Consider the following 22,383-nt stretch of genomic DNA (forward strand, 5'->3'; position numbering starts at 1 on the left):
TCACATTAGGTACTTTATTTTCTGGATCTTCCGCACACGCGTCACGACGTGTCCAAGAAGATGACATTCGTCGAGATCTTGGGGATATTGGTAGGTCTGAAAGTGCGCTCCGATGTCCTCGGCGTTACGGCAGGTCGCCCCAACCAAACCCTCGATGTACTCGGAGTCAAGAAACAGAGAGGCCTTTTGCGCCAGCCGTGGGTTAAGAGAGATTGTAGTGGCCTCCACGATGCTGCCAGGCGAATCCACTATGGTCACGATGAGGTCGTATTCTCCCATGATGAGGATCTCTTGAAAAAACGCATTACCTGCGGGATCCCCGACCATTGGATCGACTAGATCCTCCGCGTAGCGAACAAAGTGGCCATCAGCCTCAAGCCGCGCTCGGATATCGATCCGCTTCGCCTGCAGCTTAGCGGTCCGCTCATGAGGAGACGGCGTGTGGACCTGCGGACCAAAAACGAGAATCTTAAGACTGATCCGGTTAACCGCGTTCGCGATTAGGATTTGAACATCTTCTGGCAAGAAAATCCACCAAGATCTAAGCTGCGGCCAAGGATGTGCCGCCTCCGCGAGCATTCTACTTATCGCCACCCGTTTCAAGTGGCCAACTCGATATCTCGTCAATCTTTGTACATCAGTTACAGAGATTTGGATCTTGAAGACCGCCACTGAAGCGCAATGAATCGCGCAAAAGCATTGTTCTGCCTTTACCGAGCGAACTGCAACTTTTGGCGGGTCGTGTCGAACCTCTGAAGGCAGTTGTTTTGAAGGTGGAGAGAGTTCCATCAGTCCCTAAGCGGATGAGCGTCTAGATATTCGGCAATCCGCTGTTCAATGTCCTGCAAGGTCTCGGTGCGCGAAGCACACTTCTCCGCCCACGACCTACCTGGATGCAAGTGATCCCACAATGGACGCAGGCCATGGTATCGGCCCTTGCCCGGGTCGTGGTTGCCAAAGCCATCGAGTGCAATGTTCCACACAGGCCTGAACCGTGAAATCAGCAGGCTTTCGCCAAGCGGGATCCAGATGTCATCGACCGTCAGATACCGGGCTTGGAAGTCGGCGACGGCAAGTGTGCCGGAGCCCGCTTCGGCGTCACGGATGCTGTCCCGGTGCTCCATAAGCCGCCTGTAGAGCGCGGTTCCCCTCGCACTGGCTGCAAGACTGGCACCCTTGCGTCCGCCCGAGGGAATGGCCTTGCCAATATAGATGGGCCATCGCGCCTCATCGACATTGGCGCGCGCGATCGGGGCGTACGCGGGGTTCGGCCCGGAATAATAAAGCACGTAAATTCCGGCACCCTCGAACGGCTCGATCGCGCTCAGGGGCCGCGCCGGTTGCTCAAGCAGGGCATCGGCGACAGATTTGCCGAGATTTATCTTGTCGAGTGGATTGTAGACACCGGTCATCATGCACGTCCGGAACGCGCATTCACGTAATCCAACTGTAACTTTACCGATCGGGCCACCACCTCGGCAAGATCGACCGGCACGGCGTTGCCAAGTTGGCGCATGGTCTCGGTCCAGGAGCCGTGAAACACAATGTCGTCGGGGAAAGTCTGAAGCCGCGCACTTTCGCGGATAGTGAAGTAACGCACAGATCCGTCCACCCGCCTCAGCATGTTCTCGCCGCCGGGAACTCCGTGGACCCCCGCCTTAAGCGTCTTCGAGGGCTCGTCGAGCGGGCTGCCGGTATGGCCAGGATAGGAGCGCGCGCCAGCCTGGAACCGGTGATCGGGAAAATCCGCGCATCCCTTGGGAAGGAGTTCCGGATCGGGAAGGCCGGCAAGCGCGTCGCGCGTCGTGCGCCAGGGCAACTCGGCCGGCCTTTCACGCAACCGCATCGCGGCGTCGCTCGCTCGCGGATCAACAGGCCTGGCTCGCCACGATACCCCGTGCCTGTCCCAGTATTCGCCATCCCGATATTGATCCCACAGCATGGCCTCGCGCGAGTGGGTCTCGCGGGGGAACGACCATTCAAGTCCGAGATCGCTCCGGAAGCCGACGAAGAAGACCCGTTCCCGCTTCTGCGGAACCCCGAAGTTCGCCGCGTTGAGAACCTTGGGCGGAAGCACCTGATATGACAGCCCCGTGCGAATGCCGGACGTATGATGCTGCTCCAGCCGCGCGCGGTGATCCAGCCAGCTCTCGCCGCTGCGAAGCACTATTTCCGGATAGGACAGCTGCAGGAAAATGTAGTTGAAGTAGGTTTGAAACGTCGAGCGCGTCAGGCCTTTGACGTTCTCGAAAATGAAGGCGCTCGGCCGGGTCTCGCGGACGGCGCGGACAGCTTCCGACCACATATCGCGATGATCCTGATGGGCGCGGTGCCTGCCGCCGAGGGAAAATGGCTGGCAGGGCGGCCCGCCCGTCACAAGGTCGACCTTCCCCTCGAACTGCGTGAACGAAAATCCCCGCACGTCACCCTCGCGCGGCGCCGGCCAGTGGCGGATGATCCCCGCGCCGCGCGCGCGATTCTCACGGAGCGTGTCACAGCACCAGCGGTCCCATTCGACGACGTCCACCGCGCGGAAGCCGGCCCGGCCAACGCCCAGGCCAAGCCCCCCGGCTCCCGCGAACAGTTCAATCGCCTTCATTGGGTTCCCTCGATGAATCGCCGCAGCATGTTTCCCAATTGTTCCCTATCGCGCAGCTGGCACTCCCAGACAAGAAGGACTTTCCACCCCATAGCCTCGAGGGCCGCGACGTTGGCTTCGTCCCTCGCCCTATTGCCCTCCAGCTTCGGTTGCCAGAAGTCCACCCGGCTCTTGGGCATGCGCGCCAGCCGGCATGCGGGGTCCGGGTGTCGGTGCCAGAAACAACCATGCACGAAGATCGCGATGCGCCGCCTTCTGAACACGATGTCGGGTTTGCCGGGCAGTTCCCGCGCGTGAAGGCGGTACCGGTAGCCCATGGCGTGAAGAACCCGCCGGACCAGCATTTCCGGCTGGGTGTTCTTCCCGCGAATGCCAGACATCATCCGGGAGCGGGTTTGCGGATCAACTATATCGGCCACACCGTTTTTCCTGGCCACCTGGCGTCAGCCTGGTAATAGGCCCGGACACCAGAAGAAGTCGACCGATGAGCCCGAGTTTCAAGACCATTGATTTGTTCGCCGGGCCGGGTGGCCTGGCCGAAGGCTTCTCGTCCCTGCGGGATGGAAGCGGTCGCCGGCTGTTTGACATCGCCCTGTCCGTGGAAAAGGAGCCATCGGCCTTCGCCACACTGCGGATGAGGGCGTTCACCCGCCAGTTCGAGCAACTGCCGGACAGCTACCACGATTACGTCTCCGGCAGGATTTCAAGGGACGAGCTGATCTCCCGACACCCGGAGGAATGGGGTGAGGCGGTCAGGGAAACCGCCATGCTGGAACTCGGGTCGGACAGCGCGCGGCAGTGGCTGGATCCGGTGCTGGCCCGGATCCGGCAAGACGCGGGTGACAACACGGTGGTGATCGGCGGACCGCCGTGTCAGGCCTACTCACTCGTCGGGCGCGCGCGAAACCGGGGAATTGCCGGTTATGATGCCGCGACCGACCACCGCCACTTCCTCTACCGGGAATACATCCGGATCCTCGAGCAATTACGGCCGGTCGCCTTTGTGATGGAAAACGTGAAGGGCATGCTGTCCGCCAAGGTTGGCGGCGTGGGCATGATCGATCAGATCCTTTCGGACCTCCGGGCGGCGGGCGGTGAGCCGGACAGCTACCTGCTGATCCCGCTGGTGGACGATGCCCGCGGGGGCATGCCGGGCATTCTGATCCGCAGCGAGGATTTCGGAATTCCCCAGTGCCGGCACCGCGTGATCCTCGTCGGGATCCGGAAGGATATCTTCGAGCGCCGCGGACTTGGATCGCGCGAGCTTCCCACCCTGCGGCCCGCCCCCGCGCGGGCGACGGTCAAAAACGTTCTCGAGGGCATGCCGTCCCTTCGCAGCGGCCTGAGCCGCACCGCCGACACACCGGAAGCCTGGCGAGACGCGGCCATCGTGGCATTCCGCAAGGCCGCCTCAGCCTGCAACAGCGACGGACCGTGGCTTGCCGAGGTGTCCCGCAAGCTGGCCGCATACGCAAAGGGCCTGCGCGAGCAGGATAATCTACCGCCAAGGTCCAGCACCGCTCCCGCACCGATACTCGACAATCGCCTCTCCGCATGGCTGGTGGATCCCCGCCTCCCAATGCTGCCGAACCACGAGAGCCGGGGTCACATGCCGGGAGACCTGGCTAGGTACGCGTTCGCGGCCGCATTCGCGGAGGTATTTGACCGATCCCCAAAGGCGGACGAGTTTCCGAAGGATCTGGCCCCCGATCACCGGAACTGGGAGAGCGGCAAATTCGCGGACCGGTTCAGGGTCCAGACCTGGAAAGCGCCCTCGACCACTGTGACCAGCCACATCTCGAAGGACGGCCACTACTTCATCCATCCGGACCCGGCGCAGTGCAGAAGCCTTACGGTCCGGGAGGCCGCCCGCTTGCAGACCTTCCCGGACAACTATTTCTTCGAGGGCAACCGGACGCAGCAATACGTCCAGGTTGGCAACGCCGTTCCGCCCCTCTTGGCAAGGCAGATAGCGGAGCTGCTGGCAGAGCTGCTCGATCCCGGCCGGTAATCCCGCGCCAATCAGCTGTCGGGATAGTATTTTTCGAGCTTATCGGCGATTGTGAGCGCGGCGACGCACTGGCGTTCGGTTGGAATCCGAGTGGGCAGGAAGGTGCATGCACGGAGGATGCCGATCTCCCTGGGGTCGAGCTTTCCAATTGACTCGCCAAAGGCGAGCACCTGCTTCCAGTAATCGGCACCTTGCGAGACCACTTCGCGTTGCGCCTCGATCCCGCTCCGGGCCTCCCGTTCGCGACGCTCGTCACGCTTGTTCGCTCTGGCTTCGTCCGGATCAATAAGGCTGTCGAAGAAGCCGGCCTCATAGTCGACAGGCAGCTTCGACAGCTCCGCCCAGCAGGCCTGCTTCTTCGCCCACTCGCTGAGGTTCCTGACCCCGGCCGGCGGATGCGTGATCACCTCGTTGGCCACCTCGGCGACGGCCAGGCATGCACGCTCCATGGCCACGGGGACGCGCTGCAGCTTCCAGACCTGGTCAAGGTCCAGAACCCGCTTGCGCTGTTCCGCGTCATGCACAACCTTGGCGAAGGCATAAGTGACTATGTTCGCGCGATAACCGCCAGCGTACCAGGGCTGGTGGGGAACAAGCCGCTCCAGATTCTTGAAGATGATCGCCTTGGCGATCAACCTCTTGAACCAGACCTCGTCGAAGCCCGCGTCGCCGCGCCCCCATTCCTCGCCAACAACCCTCGCCAGCTCACCGAAGTTCTTCTGGGCACCGAAGCTGACGATGTGAGGCTTGCAGCGGTAGGAGTTTTCGAACTTGGCCAGGTCGGTCTTGGTGAAGAACTGCAGCCGCGGAAATTCCGCGTCGAACCTCTTGCGCTCGGCAGGCGTTCTCCTCGCCCGTTCGTCGGCGAACTGTCCGCGCGCGCGCTCGTAGAACCATTTGGTTTCCCGGTAGCTGCTGTCACCCGCCGGTGCGAGCACGCGGCGTGAAAACTCCTGCATCCGGATGTGGAAAGGATGATTGGCGAAGAAGTCCGCCGCGTTCACCTTGTTCTGGCTGTTCGCATATTGCGAAATTCGCGGCACGACCTCCTCGGCGAGGTCGGGCGGGACCACGGTCAGCTTCATCTGGACGAATACGTCCTTCAGCTGATCAAGCTTTCGGGCCGCATGAATCGAGGCGGTGGTTTGGCCGCCGTTGACAATCTGGAAGTTTGTGGCGGACATGAGCAGCAAGCCCTCTCCCATGTCGGCGATCTCCACCGCCTCGGCCGTGGCGGTCAGGCCGTTGTTATAGGAGAAGAACATGTTCGGCTCGTCGCGGATCGTGTCGCGGATGCCCCGGTTCACCTTGTTACGGGCCTGAAGGAAGCTTCGAACATTGGCCTCGAGCAGACGGGCTTCCCATTTGTCGTAGATTGCCGCGAGCTGGGTGCCCGGAATGACCGCGATAAAGCTCTCGAGAGGAGCTCCATCGTAGGAGGCTTTAAGGACGGGAACAGGATCCCCGAAATCCTCGGCAAAGTCGACAATCAGATCCTCACGCGTCTGACCGGAGGAGACAAACCGCTGGATGCGGGATAGATCCCAGACGTTCGAGGTCACCGGGACATTGCCGATCGAGCCAACAGGCTGGGCATCGGTCTTCGAATTGTTGATCCGGTTCGTGACGAGGATCAGCTTGATCTTTCCGACCTGCTTCCAGATCCGGGCAATCAGGTCGGCGATCACAAAGCCGTTGCTTGTTTCCTCGAGCTTCTCCCGGAATTCCCGCGTTTTCGCCGCCACCACGAACTCGACAAGTCTCGTCAGAAGCTTGTTGATGTCCGTCTTGCCGATCGACTGCGGCTCTTCCGATAGAACGAAATCGCAGATGACGAGACTGAGCACACCCTCCTCGTCGGTGGGGTCCCACGAATAGGCATCCACCTGAACCGTCTTCTGCCCATTCCTGCCGCTGAAATAGCCCTGCGAAAGCGAGCTCGCCTCGCCCGCCTCATCAAGAATTTCGGAAACCTTCTCCAGAAATGCCTCGGCGGTGATCATCCCCATCGCGTCGGCATCGCCCTGAACATCCGCGATCAGCTCGCGGTGAAAGTCGGTCAATTCATCCAAGAGCCGTTCCTTTCGACAATGAGCTGATCAATCACATCCGCCTCGACCGAGAACGGCGCGCAGGCATCAAGACCGATGCTGTACCGGACACCGGAGACGCCCGTGGCCAGGGGCAGCGCAATACGGGGAAAACCGTCGCGAACCTCGAAATGAAGGCTCTTGCCGATCACCCATCGGCGGTCGGAGTAGTCATCGCCGAAATCGAAGCCCGTCTCCGCGATCGCCTCCTCCCAGAGCGCACAGGCATCGGGGTCGGCGACCGCGAAAAGCTTGTCCAGCTCGGCAACGTGGTCCGTGAGGGTCTTGCCGTTCGGCTTGACAACCGCGTCGACCGGACTGACGACCAGAAACAGCCGTGATCCGCCGACATCGGCGAGCTGGTCCTCCGACGAGATCTGCACAAACGGCTTGGCGGCTCCCCTTCGAGCCTTCACCTCGACGAGGCAGCCATCCAGCTCGAAGTCCTTCGAGGATCCCGCTGGCCCCTTCCAGGCTTCGATCGCGGCACGCGGCCCGACAAGATCGATCAGATGGGTGAGGAACTGCAGCTCGCCGATCAGGCCCCGCTGTTCCTCAAGGGACAGCTGCCCCGTCCTTCCGCCGCGAAGAAGATGATGCCAGCGCAAGGTTCTCCGGATCGCGCGATTCAGTGCGTCCTGATTATCCGGGGCAGCCTCGCCGGCCCTCACGATATCGTCACACAAACCGGCGAAGAGCTCGCGCTGCTCCCCATCCTTCAGCAGCAGAACAAGGGAGGGGCGGGAGGCCACCTCGCGATACGCGATTTCGAGATTGCGCATCTTCGGAAGTGGCCGGATTTCGGTGGTTTCCGGCGCAAGACGCAACAGCAGGCCCGGCTCCGAATTCGCGGAGACAACCCAGAAGAAGTCATGCCGGCAATTCGCGACGCGGCGCGCGTCCTTGCCGCCGGCAACCAGGCCGTCCCAGGGATTGTCAGGCATCATCATCCCCCATGTCCTCGTCCGCATCATCGTCTCCGAAGAGTTCACGGAGCTTGGTTGTGTTCAGGATATACTCGACCTTTTGATCCGGCCTCGACGAGACGGGGAAGCTGATGCCCCACCCGACAACTGGCCCATCAGGCAGTTTCGACCGATCCTGCTCCTCAACGTCGCCATCCTTGATCCTGATGTTGTAGAGCAACAGCAGCGGGCGCTGGCGACGGGCACGGTACACCCGATCCGGATAATTGAGTTTCGCGCCGGGAAGCGCGTTGTTTTCCGCCCGGTAGTCGGCTTCCGCCAGCTCGATCATCTCCGGCGCAAGTCCGGCCTTTTCATACCCGCGCGAGGCCACGCGAGCGCTGGGGCCGCTGACCGAGAGGATGTTCCTGGACAGATCATCCGCTCCAATCGACCGGTGGATCGGCACGAGGCTCCAGCCACAGACGTCCTCGACCGGCTTCTCCCTCGTGGGATTGAGCGAGACCACCAGGACATCCCATTTCCCGAGCTCGTCATCGAGCCTGTCGCGAATGTAGCGCCGGATCGGATCAACCGCGCTCAGCGGCGAATCCGGATGATTCTCGAAATCACGCAGGAAATCGTCGACGATCCCGAAGGGGACCTGCCGCAGCAGCTTGCCACCTGCCACCGGCTCGGCGGTGGCCTCGCCGAAGCCCGCCGTTTCAAGCGCCGCCATCAGGCGGTTCCGCGCCTTGCGGTTGTGATCAATCGAGCCAAGTCCGAGCCGGGTGGTTTCGACGAAGCTGTTCGACAGGCCCACCATTACATGTTTGACGCCCGAGCCCATCTTGTTGCGGGCGGTCACCATGAGGGCGCTCGGGTGACTGCGAACGGCCAGCCCGAACTGCATGGGTGTCGCGTTGACCCGCTCCATCCGCTTGAGCTCGCGCTGCAGTTCCTCGGTCGCGTCGGCAATATGCGCGTACCAAGAGGCGGCCTCTTCCGGCATCCAGACCCGGCACAGGTCCTCGTAGCCCTCGCGATAGCCGAACCACCGCCCCATCTGCATCAGGGTGTCGTACATGAGTGAATTGCGAAGGAAGTAGGACACCGTGAGCCCCTCAAGGGTAAGCCCACGGGACAGGGAGAACCCGCCGACTGCGATGACCGTCAGGCCATTCTGGCCGCCGGCGTCGTAGTCGAGACTGTTGGGGGAGTCCTTGTTGACCGAGATAACTGTTGCCGAGGCGACCACGGGAAGAAGAGCGCTCCGGACAGCTTGCCAGTCGGAATACGCTTCGGAGTATTCATCCTCCCAGCAACGGCGCAATTCCGCGATGACCGGATTGCTATCCGCATCAGTCTTCGCCCCATCGACCCTGAGAGCGTCCTCGATCGTCCTGAGGTGCTCGTGAAGCCGGTTGCGAAGCAGGTTCTGGATCCCAGTGAACCTTGAGGCGTTCACCAGCATCGATGCGTGCTGGTTGCCCTGCCCCCGGAGATTGCGGATCGTTCTGGCCACAAGAAAAGCCCGCAGGGCGTCGATCATGCTGGCCGGCAGCTCGGTGACATCATGGTTTATGCGGTGCTTGACCGGGAGCAGGTCCCCGTTGTCGGAGATGTATCGCAGATGCGGCGGTCTGGTGTCCGCGTCCTCGGTCACACCCTCGAGAAAGACCTTCCTCGCGCCAAAATAATTGCTGGGCGCGTCGAGCCCGATGATGAAGTGCCGGGGGAACAGATCCTCCTTGTAAACATCGTCTTCCGTGTCCGGATCGATGAAGATGTTCGCAAAGGGGGTGGCGGTGTAGCCAACGTAACAGCTGCGGCGGAAAAGGCCGAGCAGGTCGCGGATCTGACCGTTGATCCTCGAAACCTCCTCGCGGCCATACTTGATGTTGATCGACGCGTTGTCCGCCTCGTCGTCGATCAGCAGCATCGGCTGATCGACCATCTCCGAATAGCGCCCGGTGCTGTGCTCCCGGAGCCAGTCGACCAGGTTCGCGAGTGTCCGGGAATTCTTCTTGATCACCAGCACCACAGGGACCGCGTAGGAAGCGATCTGGCTGGTATTGGTGGTCGCGGTGGCCTTGTTGAAGTCCTTCAGCGTGGTGGTCAGGCTGACTGGCGCGCGACGGTCATCAAAGGTCCCGACACCAATAACCTTGGGTTTGTCGCGGGTATCGCGCTTCTCCAGCCGGCCGGTGTCCCGCCCGACGAATCCCTCGTCGATGCGTGCCTGTGTCTGGTTGCGCAGGTTGTTGTGAATGCCGGCGATCACCACGATCAGCCGGTAGCCAGCGTCTGCCGCCTTGCAGACGAGGCCCGTGTAATTGGCGGTCTTGCCGCTCTGGACGTGACCGACCACCATGCCCTTGCGGTCCCACGGATTTGTATCGTGGGGGTTGCCCATGTGGTCCAGAATTCGGTCCGTCACCTCGTCGGTCGAGGTGATCACGTCCCTCGGCAGCCGCTTCTTCTGGAGAAGCTGCCGGTAGCGGTTCCAGTAATATGGATCAATTCTGCCGGCGGCCTTGGCATCGTTGAGCCATGGAACGAATTCACTGTCGCTTACCACGGCACCCACGCCCATGCTGATGCCGACGCGCTCCTCGATCTGGCGCGCCAGCAGCTCGGCCTGCTCGTCTGTCACGTCCGCGAACATCGGCGAGATACGCATTGACGCGATCGTCTCGCGGATACTGTCCTCGGTGGGGCGATCCTGTCCGGCGACAAGCTGGGACACGACTCCATCGAGTTTGGTCAGGGCATCAGACATCGGGCACTTCCTTGCTAATTACTTCCTCAATTATCGGACGGGCGGAACTCCACGCCGACTGGAACGGATCGACCTGCTTCAGGATGTCCAGGATGCGGTCCGTATCGGTTCCCTGAGCCAGCAGGCGGGGCACCATGGCCTCCGCCATCTGCCGCAAGGCTTCCACATCGGCCTCGTCAGCCACGAGCTCCTCCGCGCTGCCCGCGAAATCCGAGTGTAGCGACGCTATGGGAACGGAGGAGCCGATAAGTCCGATGATGTTGGCGAAGTCAGACTGCAGATCGACCGTTAGCCGGGCCGAGAAATCCGCGAAAACCGGATGGGCAGGGTCGGGGCGGTAGACGATGGCGCCGTCCTTCTGAATTCTTTGCCAGATCGGCATGTAGTCGTTGTCGACCAGCCGTTGCCCGCGCCGCTGATATGTCCGCTTCGAGGTCTGGGTGAGGCGCTCCACGAGAAGGCGCATGCGCTCCCTTACCGCCGGAGGCAGCTGGGCCGAGGCCTTTTTGACGTCGATCTTCCAGTCGGCGTCCATGGTATTCGGGATATCGACCCTGATGCGGCACAACTTGGTCAATTCCGTCTGCCGGGCGAGGCCGAGCCAGCTGCCCGCGATAATCAGGCGGCGGCCCCGGTAAACATAGAACCCCTGCGACCGGAGATGCCCTTCGGGACCGCCCATGTCTTCCCAGTCGGCCTTCGATATCGATTTGTGGTGAGGCAGGGTGAAACACTGAAACCCGACTGTCCCGTGCTTCAGCTCCAGGCTGTCCGGTCTGTCCTTCTGATGGGTCGGGAACCTGGTCCCGAACGGATCGATTGGCTCCAGCTTGCGACCGTTGAGCCGAAGGACAAGCGGGGAACGGCCCTCGGACATGAAACGGTGAAAGACCAGCCGGATATGACGCTCGGCGCCAGCGATAACCCTGTTGATGTGCTCGGCCCGCTTGCGCTGGTCGTGGTCAAGACCTCCGGAAAGCCGGTCGAGGGCGCGCCAGATCACGAGTGTTCCATTTGTCCCCAGCTGGTCGGCCCAGGGTATGTCATCGGCGGTTTCGTGAAGTTCGATGTCCCACCGGTTAGATCTCGCGACCTCGTCCAGATCCCACGTCGCGCCGGCGAGGACCGCATTCCGGCGGCTGACAACCGTGAGACGCTTGCATTGCGAGAAGCTCGCGCTCTTGAGGCCCAGTCCGAAACGGCCGAGGTCGTGATCAGCGCGGTCAGCGAGGGGATTCCTGCTGCCCGGTCTCATCGCCTCGACCAGTTCGTCGAGGCCCATGCCCGAACCGTCGTCCAGTATTCCCAGCGCGGGCTCGGACGAGGTCGTGTCGGATAGAATCTCGATATTGGCCGCCCCGGCGGTGATCGAGTTATCGATGATATCCGCAAGGGCCGTCTCGCAGGAATATCCAATGTCGCGCAGGCTTTGAATTAGCGAGGCGGCGTGGGGCGTCGCGTCCGCGGTCTTCCTGCCCGGAGACCCTACTTCGGTATCAGCTGCCATGATCTGACGAATTCCCCCCGTTTCCTGCCACTTAATGACGCCCGCTAATCTTGCGATCAATAATTACGGATTTGCAAAGACATAAATTCGCCTGCCATTACGTTAAGACACCACAGTCGAGACAAACAATAACCATCGATTCGCCTTCCGGTTTGGTGCGATCCGGTTATCTTGACGAACGAAGATGACAAAAACTGTCACCCCGAGAGAATTCCGCGTGCCCCTTGGGCATGGAAGGGGGGCCCGGTGCCGGTATGGGATCTGGATGCTCACTGGCTACCTACGGTAGCGCTGGAAAATCGTCCCGCCTGAACGGGTGCACCATTGAAGCAAGCTCCGGAGGGGCGATAACCTCGACCGAATCGCCCCACGCATAGAGGTGCCAGCACATCTCCAGGCGCCCGGACGCCTGGAACCGGACCTCCAGAGAACCATCATCAAGCCACTCCACGCGCTGATCTGGATGGAACAGGTAGCGGGCCGCCCGGTCCGCCGCGGCGGGAGCGAACTTCCAGACCACCTCGCCGAACTCGGCATCGTCATGGTACGAGCCGAAAGCCCGCGTGGCGTAGCTGCGCAGCTCAAAGCCTTCGGGATAGGTGAAGCTTTCATCTTCCACGGTTGCCTCGAGAATATCCTCGACCCGGAAATGGCGGAAGCGGCCGTCCTTCTTCGCCACATCCCGGCCAACGAGATACCTCCGCGCGCCGAGGAGAAGGCCCAGTGGCTCGATCGTCCGCCGCGCCGGCTCACTGTCCGCACGGCCTAGATAGCGGATTTTCAAGCGGCATGGTCCTTTTAGCGCCTCGGAAATCGCCGCGTCGACATCCGGGTTCTGATTGGGCTGAGGACCGGGACGCGCCGCGAAACCCATGGCTTCGAGAAGGGCCTCCTCGTCAGCGGCAAGGCGCGTGGCCCGGTCGCCAGGGATGAGCGCGCGCACCTTCCGTTCAAGCGAACGCAATCGCTCGGCCTCGCTTGTCAGGCCGGCCCGTTCAAGCTCGGTCTCCGCCGCGCCCAACGCCACCAACTCATCGGCAGAGGGCGATAGCAGCGGCGCGATCGCCCGAGCGGGCAGCCGCCAATAGTGACGCCCATCATCCCCGATGAACCGCTCGGTCGCGGGAAAAGCCTCCTCCAGCGCCGAAAGCATGCGCTGCGCGGTACGACGCACCCCCCCGAACTCCTCCTCGACCTCGCCAATCGTCACGCCCTGACGGGAGGTCGCCATCATCGCGAGCCGGATCAGGTCGACCGCTTTGCCAAAAGACATTCTTCCTCCCGGTGACAGTTTTTGTCGCCCCCAATCCCTACAAATCAATCATTGGCAATCAAGGGGATGATTCGATGCTTACGCACCACGCCGAGGTCCGCATGCAGCAGCGCGGAATCCCCATGACGGCTGTCGATGCGCTGCTGTCATTCGGCCACCAGCGCCGTCATCGGGGCGCGGATGTCTATTTTCTCGACAAGAGGGCCCGGACGCGTCTCGTGAACGAGCTGGGAAGAACCCGTTATCGCAAGCTCGAGAAGGCACTCGATAGCTACCTCGTTGTCAGCGACGATGGCGACGTAATCACCGCCGCCCATCGGCATCGCCGGCTGCGGTTCTGACATTTTTGACCGCATCCTCCGAATGATGCGCCGATACCCCCGTTGCATGGTTCGCTTACGTCCTCCACATTAAGCGAGGGGGGAAACCAATGATCAGTGAAATTTCAATCCGGAATTTTCGTTCAATCGCGAGCGCCGACATCGAGGGAAACTGGATAACGACACTCGTAGGTGCGAATGATGCGGGCAAGTCGAATGTTCTGCGTGCTCTGAATCTCTTCTTCAATGGCGAAACCAATCCTGGAGAGGCTTTCGAGTTCGTACGCGATTATAACCAGTTCGCGCCTTTGCGTGCTCGCAAAGCGCCCCAGATCGAGATTGCGATCAAGTTCGACCTACCCGAGGGGTATCAGCGGGAGGGGCAGCCTTCACAGATCGTCTGGAAGAAGGTCTGGCGGCGTGAGGGAGAAGTGCGAGGCCTAGAGAAGCGCTCGTTCTCGGATGGACAGCCGTTCCCAGCCCGGAGCAAGATCCCCGCTCTGCTCGACCGTATCAGGTTCACGCACATCCCAGCCATCAAAGACAAGGCCTTCTTCGCCGATCTCCAGGGACGGCTGTACGATGTCCTCTCGTCCGTCGCCGAGAAGCCACTCAAGGACTCGGCCGGGGCGTTCCAGACCCAGCTTGGCGAACAGCTGCAGGGCCTGTTGGAAACTCTGCGAGCAGCCTTCGGCACCGAGGCCACTATGCGGCTACCAGAGAACCTTCGTGAGATATTCGAAAGCCTTGAAATCAACTCCGGGGAGATTCCGCTCTCGCGACGCGGGGATGGAATCAAGATCCGCCACATCCCGATGATGCTGAGGTTCATCGCGCAGAAGCAGGACGATCTCTTCACTAGGGGTGGCGTCCGCTACACCCACATCTGGGGCTTCGAGGAGCCTGAAAACAATGTTGAGATGTCGGCCGCTTTCGCCATGGGTGACGAGTTCCTCGATCTGATCCAAGATTCGGACCGGTTCCAGCTGTTCCTGACCACCCATTCGCCCATCTTCTACCGTCTCGATCAGCGCAGGCCTGAGGCCGCCGAGTGGCTCACCTCCCATTTCGTCTCGAAGCTCGGCAGCGAGACGGTTACCACCACCCGAGCTCCGGACGAGGTGGACGAGAGCATGGGTCTCATGCCCATAGTGGCACCCTACGTCGCCGAGGCCAAGAAGCGCTATGACGAGATTGGAGCCCAGTTGGAAGCAGTTCGGGAGATCGCCGAGCAGCGCCGTCCGACCATCTTCGTCGAAGGCGATAGTGATCGTATCGTTCTTACAAGGGCTTGGCATATTTTCAGCGGAGTTGCAGATGATCGGGTGAATATTTGCTCAGGCGGAGAGGCATACGGTGGTGCTTCCGCATTGCGCAGCCGTTCGCTCGCATGGATGCTGACGGTGCGTCATCGTCCAGTAGCTGATCGAGTGAAGGCGGCCGCATTGTTCGACAACGATCCCAGCGGCAACACCGAGCGTGTGTCTCTCGGTGGTGAGATTACGAGGATGAACCTCGGCAACTGCGGCTTGAAGTCGTTTCAGCTCCCGGTACCACCCAGACTTCGACCGCTCGCACAGCAGGGGTTCAACGTGTCGGCCGATCTCGAGGCATACTACACCGACGCCATGTGGGATCGCGCGGCCGAGAGGGGCTGGCTAGAGCCCGTGACCGATCTCGCGGGCGTTCTATCGGCCAATCTGCTCAACCAGATTGCGACCGGAGGCGCCAATCCGTTCGCTGAACTTCCAAAAGGCGACGCTTTGCGCCTCCAACAGAAATTCAGTGACCATGGAAAACGGCAGGCTTCCAAGGCTATCGAGCGGATGGGGCAGGTAGAGCGCGGGCAGGAGCTCGAGAACTTCCGGCCTGTGATCGAGAAGCTGCGTGCCCATCTTTTCCCGGTCGTGGTTGCGGCCGACTAACGTGACAAGATTTCGACGAGCGACCCAGCCAAAGGAAAAGCGAAACTGCGTATCTTTGTGTTCGGGATTGTAGCCTAACCTGCTGCCGTAGACTGAAACGAGTGACAGATGACGAAGCAGTTCATTGGCCCGGCAATATTCTCGCCGTGCCGGGCCTACCGATACAGGCTGGAGCGACCGGCCCCCGAAGGACGGGAAGGCCCAACCCTAGCATTCATCATGGTAAATCCGTCGACCGCTGACGAGCAAAACGATGATCAAACGATCAGGATGGTTCGCCGATTCGGGCAACGACATGGTTACGGCAAGATTCTGATCGGCAATATATTTGCTTTTCGCTCGAGGGATATCAAGGCTCTGCAAACGGCGATTGATCCAGTCGGGCCTGACAATGACTCGCACCTCGAGCGCATCATGCAGGAAGCCGACCGTTGCTACGCGGCATGGGGAACCGAGAACAAGCTCCCGATGGAGCTGAGAGGAAGATGGCGGCAGGTCGCTGACATGGCGGAAGGACTGGAATGCGAGTTGTTTTGCCTTGACCACCTCGCTGGCGACCATCCGCGCCATCCACAAATCCTCAAGTACGCTGACCCGGACCTTGCGTGGCGACGACCTGCCTAGCACTAGCGATCATTGCCGCGTTCGCCCGCAGCACCACATGGCGAGCAACCCTGCGTGACGGGGGATTCGAACCGGACTTGACATAAGACCGGTTCGCCTCGCGCCGGCCCTGACGTCCGGCCGGGCACTGTCACTCATCGTCTGTAGATCGATCGTCTGCAGTCGGGTTCGTGACCGGCGTGGATGTCCGTCTTCGCCTTGCCCGCAATCTGCGCCGTCTGCGCGAGCAGAAGGGCTGGAGCCAGGAGAAGTTCGCGTTCGAGGCGAACATCCACCGCACCTATGTTCCCGATATCGAGCGCGGCGCCCGTAATCCGACGATCGTCGTTGTCGAGAAGCTTGCCGTTCCCCTGGGGGTGACTGCCGCGGAACTGCTGGCGGAGTAGGACGCCCCCTTCAAGGCCGGTCCATCGAGCCCGGAACTCCCGTCCGGGGATGGCCGGGATCGCCACGACCGCGCTCCGGGGATATTAACCCGAACACCTTACGCACTGCCCATGGCGATTCGAGCTGCGAGCGATATGTGGAACGATGATAATGCCATCTACGATGATGGCGAATGGATCACCTGGACAGAGATCAATTCCCATCTCGAGCGTCAGGAACTGCGGGCCGAATATCCGAACGCGGACATCGAACTGATTCCGATCTTCGAACAGCTGCTTGAAACGGCAGAAGACTACTACCGTCACACCGGGCGCCACCTGCAGGTCTACGGCGATATCGGCGAGCTCTATGCCGCCATCGTCCATGGAATGAAGCCGCACCGGAACTACGCGCAGGGTTCGGATGGCAGGATCGGCAACCACCTCGTCGAGGTGAAGACGATCACTCCGTTCAAGAACAGCAGTACCGTGTGCCTCAACATGAAGCGCAACTTCAGCCAGGTGCTCATCGTGAGGATCGACGCGGACTTCGAGGTCCGCGGCAAGCTGATCGACAGGAAGGCCCTGCCAAGGGGCAGGGGAGAGCGGCTGCAGCTGTCATGGGACGATTTCGAGGATCCGGCAGTCTGATATGGCTTCGCTCGCGTCCGGGACGGGCGGCAACCGCCGACAGACCGGAACAGCGACCCGATCTGCCGGAAAAGAGGACCCGATCGCGTGACTTGCGACCAGTGGAAGTCTAGTTGCAGGACATGACGGTCGAAGAAGAACTTGCGCCCATGCTCGCCGGGCTCAGGCGTCATCACGATGTTCTTCCATTCCTGGCGCAGATGATCCCGGCATCGGCGGCGGAGTTCCGCCGTCTGCCGGACGAGATGGTGGATCTGCTTCTGACCTCGCCGGACTTCCGTCCAATTGAGCGTGGAGGACCGCCGGTCTGGTTGCAGCTGGAGGCAGAGGGTGACCATCACGCCGTCGTGATTGTCGCGCGGCCGGATGCAGATGGTGAGCTGTGGGTGATCGCGCCGCAACGATCAGAAGGCTGAATGTCTGCAATGGCTCGCAGTCCGGCCCTGCGAGGTTACCGCAATCCGCAGGAATGATCGGCCAGAAACCCTGCTGCCAGGCCTTGGCCTGCAATACGACGAGGCCGCGAAATACCATGGACCACCAGCCTGAAGGTTCCGGACCCATCACGCTGACCCGGGACGAACTCTACAGGCTCGTCTGGGAAACCCCGATGTCGAGGCTGGCCGAACGCTTCGGGCTCAGCGGCAATGGCCTTGCCAAGATATGCCGTCGTCTCGACGTCCCGTACCCACCGCGCGGATACTGGGCCAGGCTGGCTGCCAAAAAGGAGGTCAGGGCCACCGCCCTGCCCAGGGCAAGACCCGGCACGCCTTCATCCACCGCGATCTACCGGAAAGTACCCAAGCCAGCCGAAGAGCTCGCCCCCGGTCTGCAGAGCGCCCTGTCGGAGGTCATGGCGAAGGTCGGAGTCCTCCGGGTACCCGAGCGCCTCCACAAGCCCCACGCCATAATCGCGGGCTGGCTCGCCGAACACGAGCGCCAGCTGGAGCTGGCGCGGCGCGACCGCGACCGCTGGACCGTTCATTACCGCCCCCGCGACTTCACCCCCATGGACAGGCGCCGGCATCGCCTGCTCGATGCGCTGTTCAAGGCGCTGGAGATCCAGGGAGCCCGGATCGGGGAAAACGATCGCCACGACCTCCACGTCGTGGTTTCGGGCGAGAAGCTCGAGTTCGAGCTGCGGGAAAAATACAGGCAGGTGCGCCGGCCGCTGACCGCCGAGGAATTGCGCTGGGGGAGCTACAAGACCGGTACGAGGCAGGAGCTGAAGCCGACAGGCTTCTTCCTGTTCGCGATCAGGAGCTACCTTCCGCGAACCCTGCGGCGGGAGTGGCTCGAGCGCGATGACGCGCCGATCGAGGACCGGCTCGCCGAGATCGCCGCGACCTTCATGGTCGCGGGACCGATCATGGCCGAGGAACGGCGCCAGCGCGAGGAGGAGGCAAGACGGGCAGAGGAAGCACGCCAGCGCCGGAGGCAGGACCGGAACCGGTGGCGACGATTCACCGAGATCGCCGCGGCATGGGACGAGGCGGGAACCGCTCGGCGCTTCCTCCTTGCCCTGCGGGAGCTTGATCTGCCCGAAGAAAGCCGGATCGAGGGCAGGCCGATTGCCGAATGGCTCGACTGGGCGGAGCAGAAACTGAAGGCCGCTGATCCGATCGAGCGCGGCATCGCGGCAGTAGTTGGTGATATCGCCAAGGTATCGCCCTGGACCTACCAAGACTGACTGAGCCGGAGCCCGCTTGCCGCAGATCCGCATGCGTCACCAGGCGAGGGGTCCGGATCATCGATCGGCAGACGATGAGTTACATAGCAAGTTGACTTGGGCGCTCTGGCAAGCATTGCCTGTCGTCGATGAGTGACATTGTTCGAGACCTGACCGGAGCTTCGCTGTCGACCGCACGTGAGAAGGTGCTCGAGCACCGGCTGCTGTCGGAACTGGCGGTGATCATGCTTCAGCGCGGGGTGTCGCTGGACATCCTGCGCAGCGAATACGACACGCAGGGACACGATGTGGTGCTCGAGGCCGGCGGCATCATCCGTCACGTCCAGCTCAAGGCCAGCCGGGAAGGCGGCAAGCGCCGGCACGTCGACATCAGCGTCCGGCTGCGGGCGCGGCCATCGGGCTGCGTGGTGTGGATGAGCTATGATCCGGCGACGCTTGCCATTGCCGCTCTCCGCTGGTTCGGCGATGCCCCCGGTGAGCCGCTGCCCGAACTTGGCAGCAAGGTCACCCGCCACAGCAAGGGCGACAGTGCAGGCACGAAAAGCCAGCGACCGGCGCTCCGCAATGTCGGGATAGCAAAATTCGAGCGGCTCGATGGACTGGGTGCGCTCGCGGAACGGCTGTTCGGGCGGCCGGTCGGCGAGATCACATCGCATGTCATCACCCAGCTGCGGCGCCAATTTGGCCAGTCGTGGCGGAGTCGCCTTTCCGCCGAACTGCGCGGCGCCAGTTTCTGGGATTCGATTCATTGGGCTCACCTGATCGATGGTTATGCCTTGCTCGAACAGGGACTGGAGCTCGATCCGGCTGCCTGGCTCGAGGTCCGGGCCGAGAAGGGGCGCGCTGGCAAGTTTGCGTCAGAGGCGGGCGGGCTCTGGACCCAGCTGTTCCTCGAGCATCGCCGCTGGCGCTTTGCCTCGCCCCACGAACCGGACCATGACGAACTGTGCTATCTCGATGATCTCGCGGCCCGCACCGCGCGCGCCATTGCGCTGCAGATCCTCGAACAGGCTGATTAGCCTTCCGATCCGTTCGGATGCTCGCGGAAGGGCCGCTGCTGTTCGGCTGCGAGGCGGGACCATTCTTCCAGCGACAGAGCAGCGGGAACGACGAGATAGCCGGCGCGAACGGTTTCATCGGCCCCGCAGGACCGGCGCAACTGGTCGAGCTGGACCAGACTGTCGGCGTCGCCTGCAAGCGCCCGGGCATGGATCCCGCGGATATAGGCTTCTCGGGCGGTCATCTCGCGCCCCTCGATGGTGACGGGCATGCTGAACATTTCGGCAAGAAATGCCTCCGCGCTCTCGATCGTTTTCGGCTTCATCCAAATCTCTCCATGTATTCATCGAACGGTAGTTCGAGTACTCCGCCACCTTGCTCCTTGCTGGGCCGGTCGCCCCAGATCCGTTCTGCCAGACGGCGCGCCTTGCGATTGCCTTTGATGGCGAGCTGGAAAAGACGGCGCAGTTCGGCTTCCCGCCTGGTCATTACTTTTCCGCCGATCGTGATCTCCTCCGCATCAAGCCGCCGGAAGATATCCGCGTCGTTTATGAGAGGCGGCGACCTGGGCTTGCGTGGCCGTCCCTTGGGATTGCCACTCCGTCCCTTGGGAAAGCGGTGTTCTTCTGGCGGCCGGCCATAGCCAACCTTTGATATGTGATCGGTCATGCTAACCGCATGCCCCATCACGATCGAAAAGCCTTTCACGGATTTTCCTGTCCGGCCTGCCAGGGGAAACGGGCAGCGACACAGGTCGCTGCCCTTCCGGAGTCTGCGCCGTCAGCTCTGCCGGGGTTCCAGTTCGGAGAAGGGCAGATCGCAGCCAACGTTGATCGCCTGCTTGCCGGTCATGGCCTGCCAGCGCCGGATGATGACGTCGGCATAGCGCGGGTCGATCTCGACCAGCCTTGCCTTGCGGCCGGTTTCCTCCGCCGCGATCAGCGTCGTTCCCGAGCCGCCGAACGCATCAAGCACTATTCCTCCCCGCTTCGAGCAATCGCGTATCGCATCGGCGATAAGTGCGACGGGCTTTACCGTCGGGTGCATCGCGAGCTGGTCATCGCGGTCATGGCCGACCGAACTGATCCCCGGATACTCCCAGACGTTGGTGCGGTAGCGGCCATGCTGGCCGAGCTCGAAGTTGTTCACGTGCTTGGCCTTCCCCTTCTTGAAGACGAAAACCAGTTCGTGCTTCGAGCGGTAGAAAGCACCCATGCCGCCATTGTCCTTTGCCCAGACGACGAGGTTCTTGAGTTCGTCGTAGACAGCGTCGCCGGCTGCAAGGAGCTCCTTCATGTGCCTCCAGTCCATGAACACGAAATGGATCGAGCCATCGCGGCTTACGCGAGCCATGTTGCCAAGCGTCGATTCGAGGAAGGCCTGGAACTGAGCTTCGGACATTTCGCCGGCGGCCATCGCAAACTCCGCGTGACGAACCTTGCCCAGCCCACAGACGTGGCCATTGATGGGCACGTTATAAGGAGGGTCGGTAATGATCATCTGAGCCTCGTCGCCTGCCATCAGAGCATCGAGCACGGAAGGATCGCGGGCATCGCCGACGATGAGGCGATGGTTCCCGAGTGTCCAGATGTCGCCGATCTGGCTGACCAGCGGCACACTGGAATCGATTTCCGGCTCAGCGTCGATCCCGGTCGGTCCGGAGATAGCCTGATCGAGCAGTCGCTCGAGAGCACCGCCATCAAATCCGGTCAGGGCAAGATCAAACTCGGGATCGAACGACGCAATCGCCGCCAGTTCGGAGGCGAGACGCTCCTCGTCCCAGCCGGCACATTCGGCAAGGCGGTTGTCGGCAATGATATAGGCGCGCCGTTCCGCTTCGCTCATGCCCGACAGCTGGATCACGGGAACACGGGTAAGCCTGAGTTCGGCCGCCGCGAGCAGCCGGCCGTGACCAGCAATGACCTGGTATTCGTCGTCGACAAGCACCGGGTTACGGAATCCGAAACGCTTGATGCTGGCGGCGATCTTCCGAACCTGGTCTTTCGAGTGAGTCCTCGGGTTATCGGGATGCGGCTTCAGGCAAGAGGGGTCGAGATAGACGAGCTTGTGTCCGTCGAGGTGGGGGATATCAGACATTAAGAAAGGCTCCTTTGTTTGAGGAGCCTTCCGTTAGTCGGGCATCAAGCCCGGAATCTTTCACGGATTTTCAGCGGAACCTGTGCCGGGAAAAAAGGTTGAGCAGCGATCTGCCGGAGCCATATCGCAATTTTCGCGCAACAATTTCCGCCGCTTCGTGGATCGGGGATTCATCAGAGCGCTGACGAATTCTGAGGCCCGAGCGGCGATCGGCCCAGATTGCATCCACCTCGTCATCAACTAGGATGCCGGCCCAGGTCAGGCGGCCAAAGCCGCGATTCCATATGGATTTGCGACCGCGCTTGCGCCGCAGCTGCCCCGCCACAGCGCGGGCAAGATACGCGGCAAAAAGAGGATCAGTAATCGCATCTGTCTGGTGATTCGCAATGGAATCCAGGTCCGAGGGCATTACATCTAGGCCGAGCCGATCCCGGCGATGGAGCCAGGCGACGTGGATGGGACTGAAGAGCTTGTACGGTGAAACTGCTTCCATGGGTTCGCTCCATCAATTGACGCGAATCGCAGAGCAGCTTTTTTGTGTCTGT

General features: G+C 61.5%; 22 protein-coding genes. 9 read left to right on the top strand and 13 right to left on the bottom strand.

Features of this window, described 5'->3' with window-relative positions:
• The 4 genes from B0I00_RS13550 to B0I00_RS13565 are packed head-to-tail and all read right to left on the bottom strand — an operon-like array spanning position 1 to position 3,018.
• Complete coding sequence (locus B0I00_RS13550) at positions 1-789, bottom strand: hypothetical protein (RefSeq protein WP_198519254.1); 789 nt, start codon at positions 787-789, stop codon at positions 1-3.
• The gene (locus tag B0I00_RS13555) at positions 789-1,412 is read right to left on the bottom strand and encodes an Eco29kI family restriction endonuclease (protein WP_100868156.1); all 624 of its coding nucleotides are present in this window, start codon (positions 1,410-1,412) and stop codon (positions 789-791) included. Before B0I00_RS13555 ends, B0I00_RS13550 begins: the two co-directional genes overlap by 1 nt.
• Positions 1,412-2,599 (bottom strand): DNA cytosine methyltransferase, encoded by a 1,188-nt coding sequence (locus tag B0I00_RS13560; RefSeq protein WP_100867946.1) that lies wholly within the window; start codon positions 2,597-2,599, stop codon positions 1,412-1,414. Before B0I00_RS13560 ends, B0I00_RS13555 begins: the two co-directional genes overlap by 1 nt.
• Complete coding sequence (locus tag B0I00_RS13565) at positions 2,596-3,018, bottom strand: very short patch repair endonuclease (protein ID WP_100867947.1); 423 nt, start codon at positions 3,016-3,018, stop codon at positions 2,596-2,598. Before B0I00_RS13565 ends, B0I00_RS13560 begins: the two co-directional genes overlap by 4 nt.
• Positions 3,019-3,083: 65 nt before the next feature.
• On the opposite strand from B0I00_RS13565, the gene B0I00_RS13570 reads away from it, so the two are divergent.
• Positions 3,084-4,610, top strand: a complete 1,527-nt coding sequence (locus B0I00_RS13570; protein WP_100867948.1) for a DNA cytosine methyltransferase — start codon at positions 3,084-3,086, stop codon at positions 4,608-4,610.
• An 11-nt stretch (positions 4,611-4,621) separates the two neighbouring features.
• Here the strand turns inward: B0I00_RS13570 and B0I00_RS13575 are convergent, their stop codons facing one another.
• The 5 genes from B0I00_RS13575 to B0I00_RS13595 form a co-directional block, all read right to left on the bottom strand.
• The gene (locus B0I00_RS13575) at positions 4,622-6,682 is read right to left on the bottom strand and encodes an AIPR family protein (protein WP_100867949.1); all 2,061 of its coding nucleotides are present in this window, start codon (positions 6,680-6,682) and stop codon (positions 4,622-4,624) included.
• Positions 6,670-7,650, bottom strand: a complete 981-nt coding sequence (locus B0I00_RS13580) for a PD-(D/E)XK motif protein (protein WP_100867950.1) — start codon at positions 7,648-7,650, stop codon at positions 6,670-6,672. Before B0I00_RS13580 ends, B0I00_RS13575 begins: the two co-directional genes overlap by 13 nt.
• Complete coding sequence (locus tag B0I00_RS13585) at positions 7,637-10,387, bottom strand: Z1 domain-containing protein (protein WP_100867951.1); 2,751 nt, start codon at positions 10,385-10,387, stop codon at positions 7,637-7,639. Before B0I00_RS13585 ends, B0I00_RS13580 begins: the two co-directional genes overlap by 14 nt.
• Complete coding sequence (locus B0I00_RS13590) at positions 10,380-11,894, bottom strand: ATP-binding protein (protein ID WP_100868157.1); 1,515 nt, start codon at positions 11,892-11,894, stop codon at positions 10,380-10,382. The genes B0I00_RS13585 and B0I00_RS13590 overlap by 8 nt, the downstream gene beginning before the upstream one ends.
• Positions 11,895-12,174: 280 nt before the next feature.
• Positions 12,175-13,167 carry a helix-turn-helix transcriptional regulator gene (locus B0I00_RS13595; protein WP_100867952.1) on the bottom strand — a complete coding sequence of 331 codons (993 nt, stop codon included), beginning with the start codon at positions 13,165-13,167 and terminating at the stop codon, positions 12,175-12,177.
• Positions 13,168-13,178: 11 nt separating this feature from the next.
• Here B0I00_RS13595 and B0I00_RS13600 point away from each other — a divergent pair, with 11 nt between their 5' ends.
• The 8 genes from B0I00_RS13600 to B0I00_RS13635 all read left to right on the top strand — a co-directional run bounded on the left by B0I00_RS13600 (position 13,179) and on the right by B0I00_RS13635 (position 19,761).
• Complete coding sequence (locus B0I00_RS13600; RefSeq protein WP_232730247.1) at positions 13,179-13,508, top strand: hypothetical protein; 330 nt, start codon at positions 13,179-13,181, stop codon at positions 13,506-13,508.
• An 89-nt stretch (positions 13,509-13,597) separates the two neighbouring features.
• Positions 13,598-15,412 (top strand): ATP-dependent nuclease, encoded by a 1,815-nt coding sequence (locus B0I00_RS13605; RefSeq protein WP_100867953.1) that lies wholly within the window; start codon positions 13,598-13,600, stop codon positions 15,410-15,412.
• Between the two features lie 219 nt (positions 15,413-15,631).
• Positions 15,632-16,036 carry a DUF1643 domain-containing protein gene (locus B0I00_RS17410; RefSeq protein WP_408635252.1) on the top strand — a complete coding sequence of 135 codons (405 nt, stop codon included), beginning with the start codon at positions 15,632-15,634 and terminating at the stop codon, positions 16,034-16,036.
• Positions 16,037-16,215: 179 nt separating this feature from the next.
• Entirely contained in the window at positions 16,216-16,422 is a 207-nt protein-coding gene (locus B0I00_RS13615; protein WP_100868159.1) for a helix-turn-helix domain-containing protein, read from the top strand.
• Positions 16,423-16,533: 111 nt separating this feature from the next.
• A complete protein-coding gene (locus B0I00_RS13620) occupies positions 16,534-17,052 on the top strand; it encodes a hypothetical protein (protein ID WP_232730249.1) in 519 nt (172 codons plus the stop codon).
• A gap of 122 nt (positions 17,053-17,174) precedes the next feature.
• Entirely contained in the window at positions 17,175-17,468 is a 294-nt protein-coding gene (locus tag B0I00_RS13625; RefSeq protein ID WP_100867956.1) for a hypothetical protein, read from the top strand.
• A gap of 116 nt (positions 17,469-17,584) precedes the next feature.
• Positions 17,585-18,742, top strand: a complete 1,158-nt coding sequence (locus tag B0I00_RS13630) for a hypothetical protein (RefSeq protein ID WP_100867957.1) — start codon at positions 17,585-17,587, stop codon at positions 18,740-18,742.
• A 128-nt stretch (positions 18,743-18,870) separates the two neighbouring features.
• Entirely contained in the window at positions 18,871-19,761 is an 891-nt protein-coding gene (locus B0I00_RS13635; RefSeq protein ID WP_100867958.1) for a hypothetical protein, read from the top strand.
• Here the strand turns inward: B0I00_RS13635 and B0I00_RS13640 are convergent.
• The 4 genes from B0I00_RS13640 to B0I00_RS17075 all read right to left on the bottom strand — a co-directional run bounded on the left by B0I00_RS13640 (position 19,758) and on the right by B0I00_RS17075 (position 22,331).
• The gene (locus B0I00_RS13640; RefSeq protein WP_100867959.1) at positions 19,758-20,066 is read right to left on the bottom strand and encodes a hypothetical protein; all 309 of its coding nucleotides are present in this window, start codon (positions 20,064-20,066) and stop codon (positions 19,758-19,760) included. The two genes, B0I00_RS13635 and B0I00_RS13640, sit on opposite strands and share 4 nt — an antisense overlap.
• Positions 20,063-20,449, bottom strand: a complete 387-nt coding sequence (locus tag B0I00_RS13645; RefSeq protein WP_100867960.1) for a DUF5681 domain-containing protein — start codon at positions 20,447-20,449, stop codon at positions 20,063-20,065. The genes B0I00_RS13640 and B0I00_RS13645 overlap by 4 nt, the downstream gene beginning before the upstream one ends.
• Positions 20,450-20,521: 72 nt before the next feature.
• Positions 20,522-21,838 carry a site-specific DNA-methyltransferase gene (locus B0I00_RS13650; RefSeq protein ID WP_100867961.1) on the bottom strand — a complete coding sequence of 439 codons (1,317 nt, stop codon included), beginning with the start codon at positions 21,836-21,838 and terminating at the stop codon, positions 20,522-20,524.
• Between the two features lie 70 nt (positions 21,839-21,908).
• Positions 21,909-22,331, bottom strand: a complete 423-nt coding sequence (locus B0I00_RS17075) for a hypothetical protein (protein WP_157812573.1) — start codon at positions 22,329-22,331, stop codon at positions 21,909-21,911.
• Between the last annotated feature and the right edge of the window lie 52 nt (positions 22,332-22,383).

It is taken from the genome of Novosphingobium kunmingense, assembly GCF_002813245.1.
GTDB lineage: Bacteria > Pseudomonadota > Alphaproteobacteria > Sphingomonadales > Sphingomonadaceae > Novosphingobium > Novosphingobium kunmingense.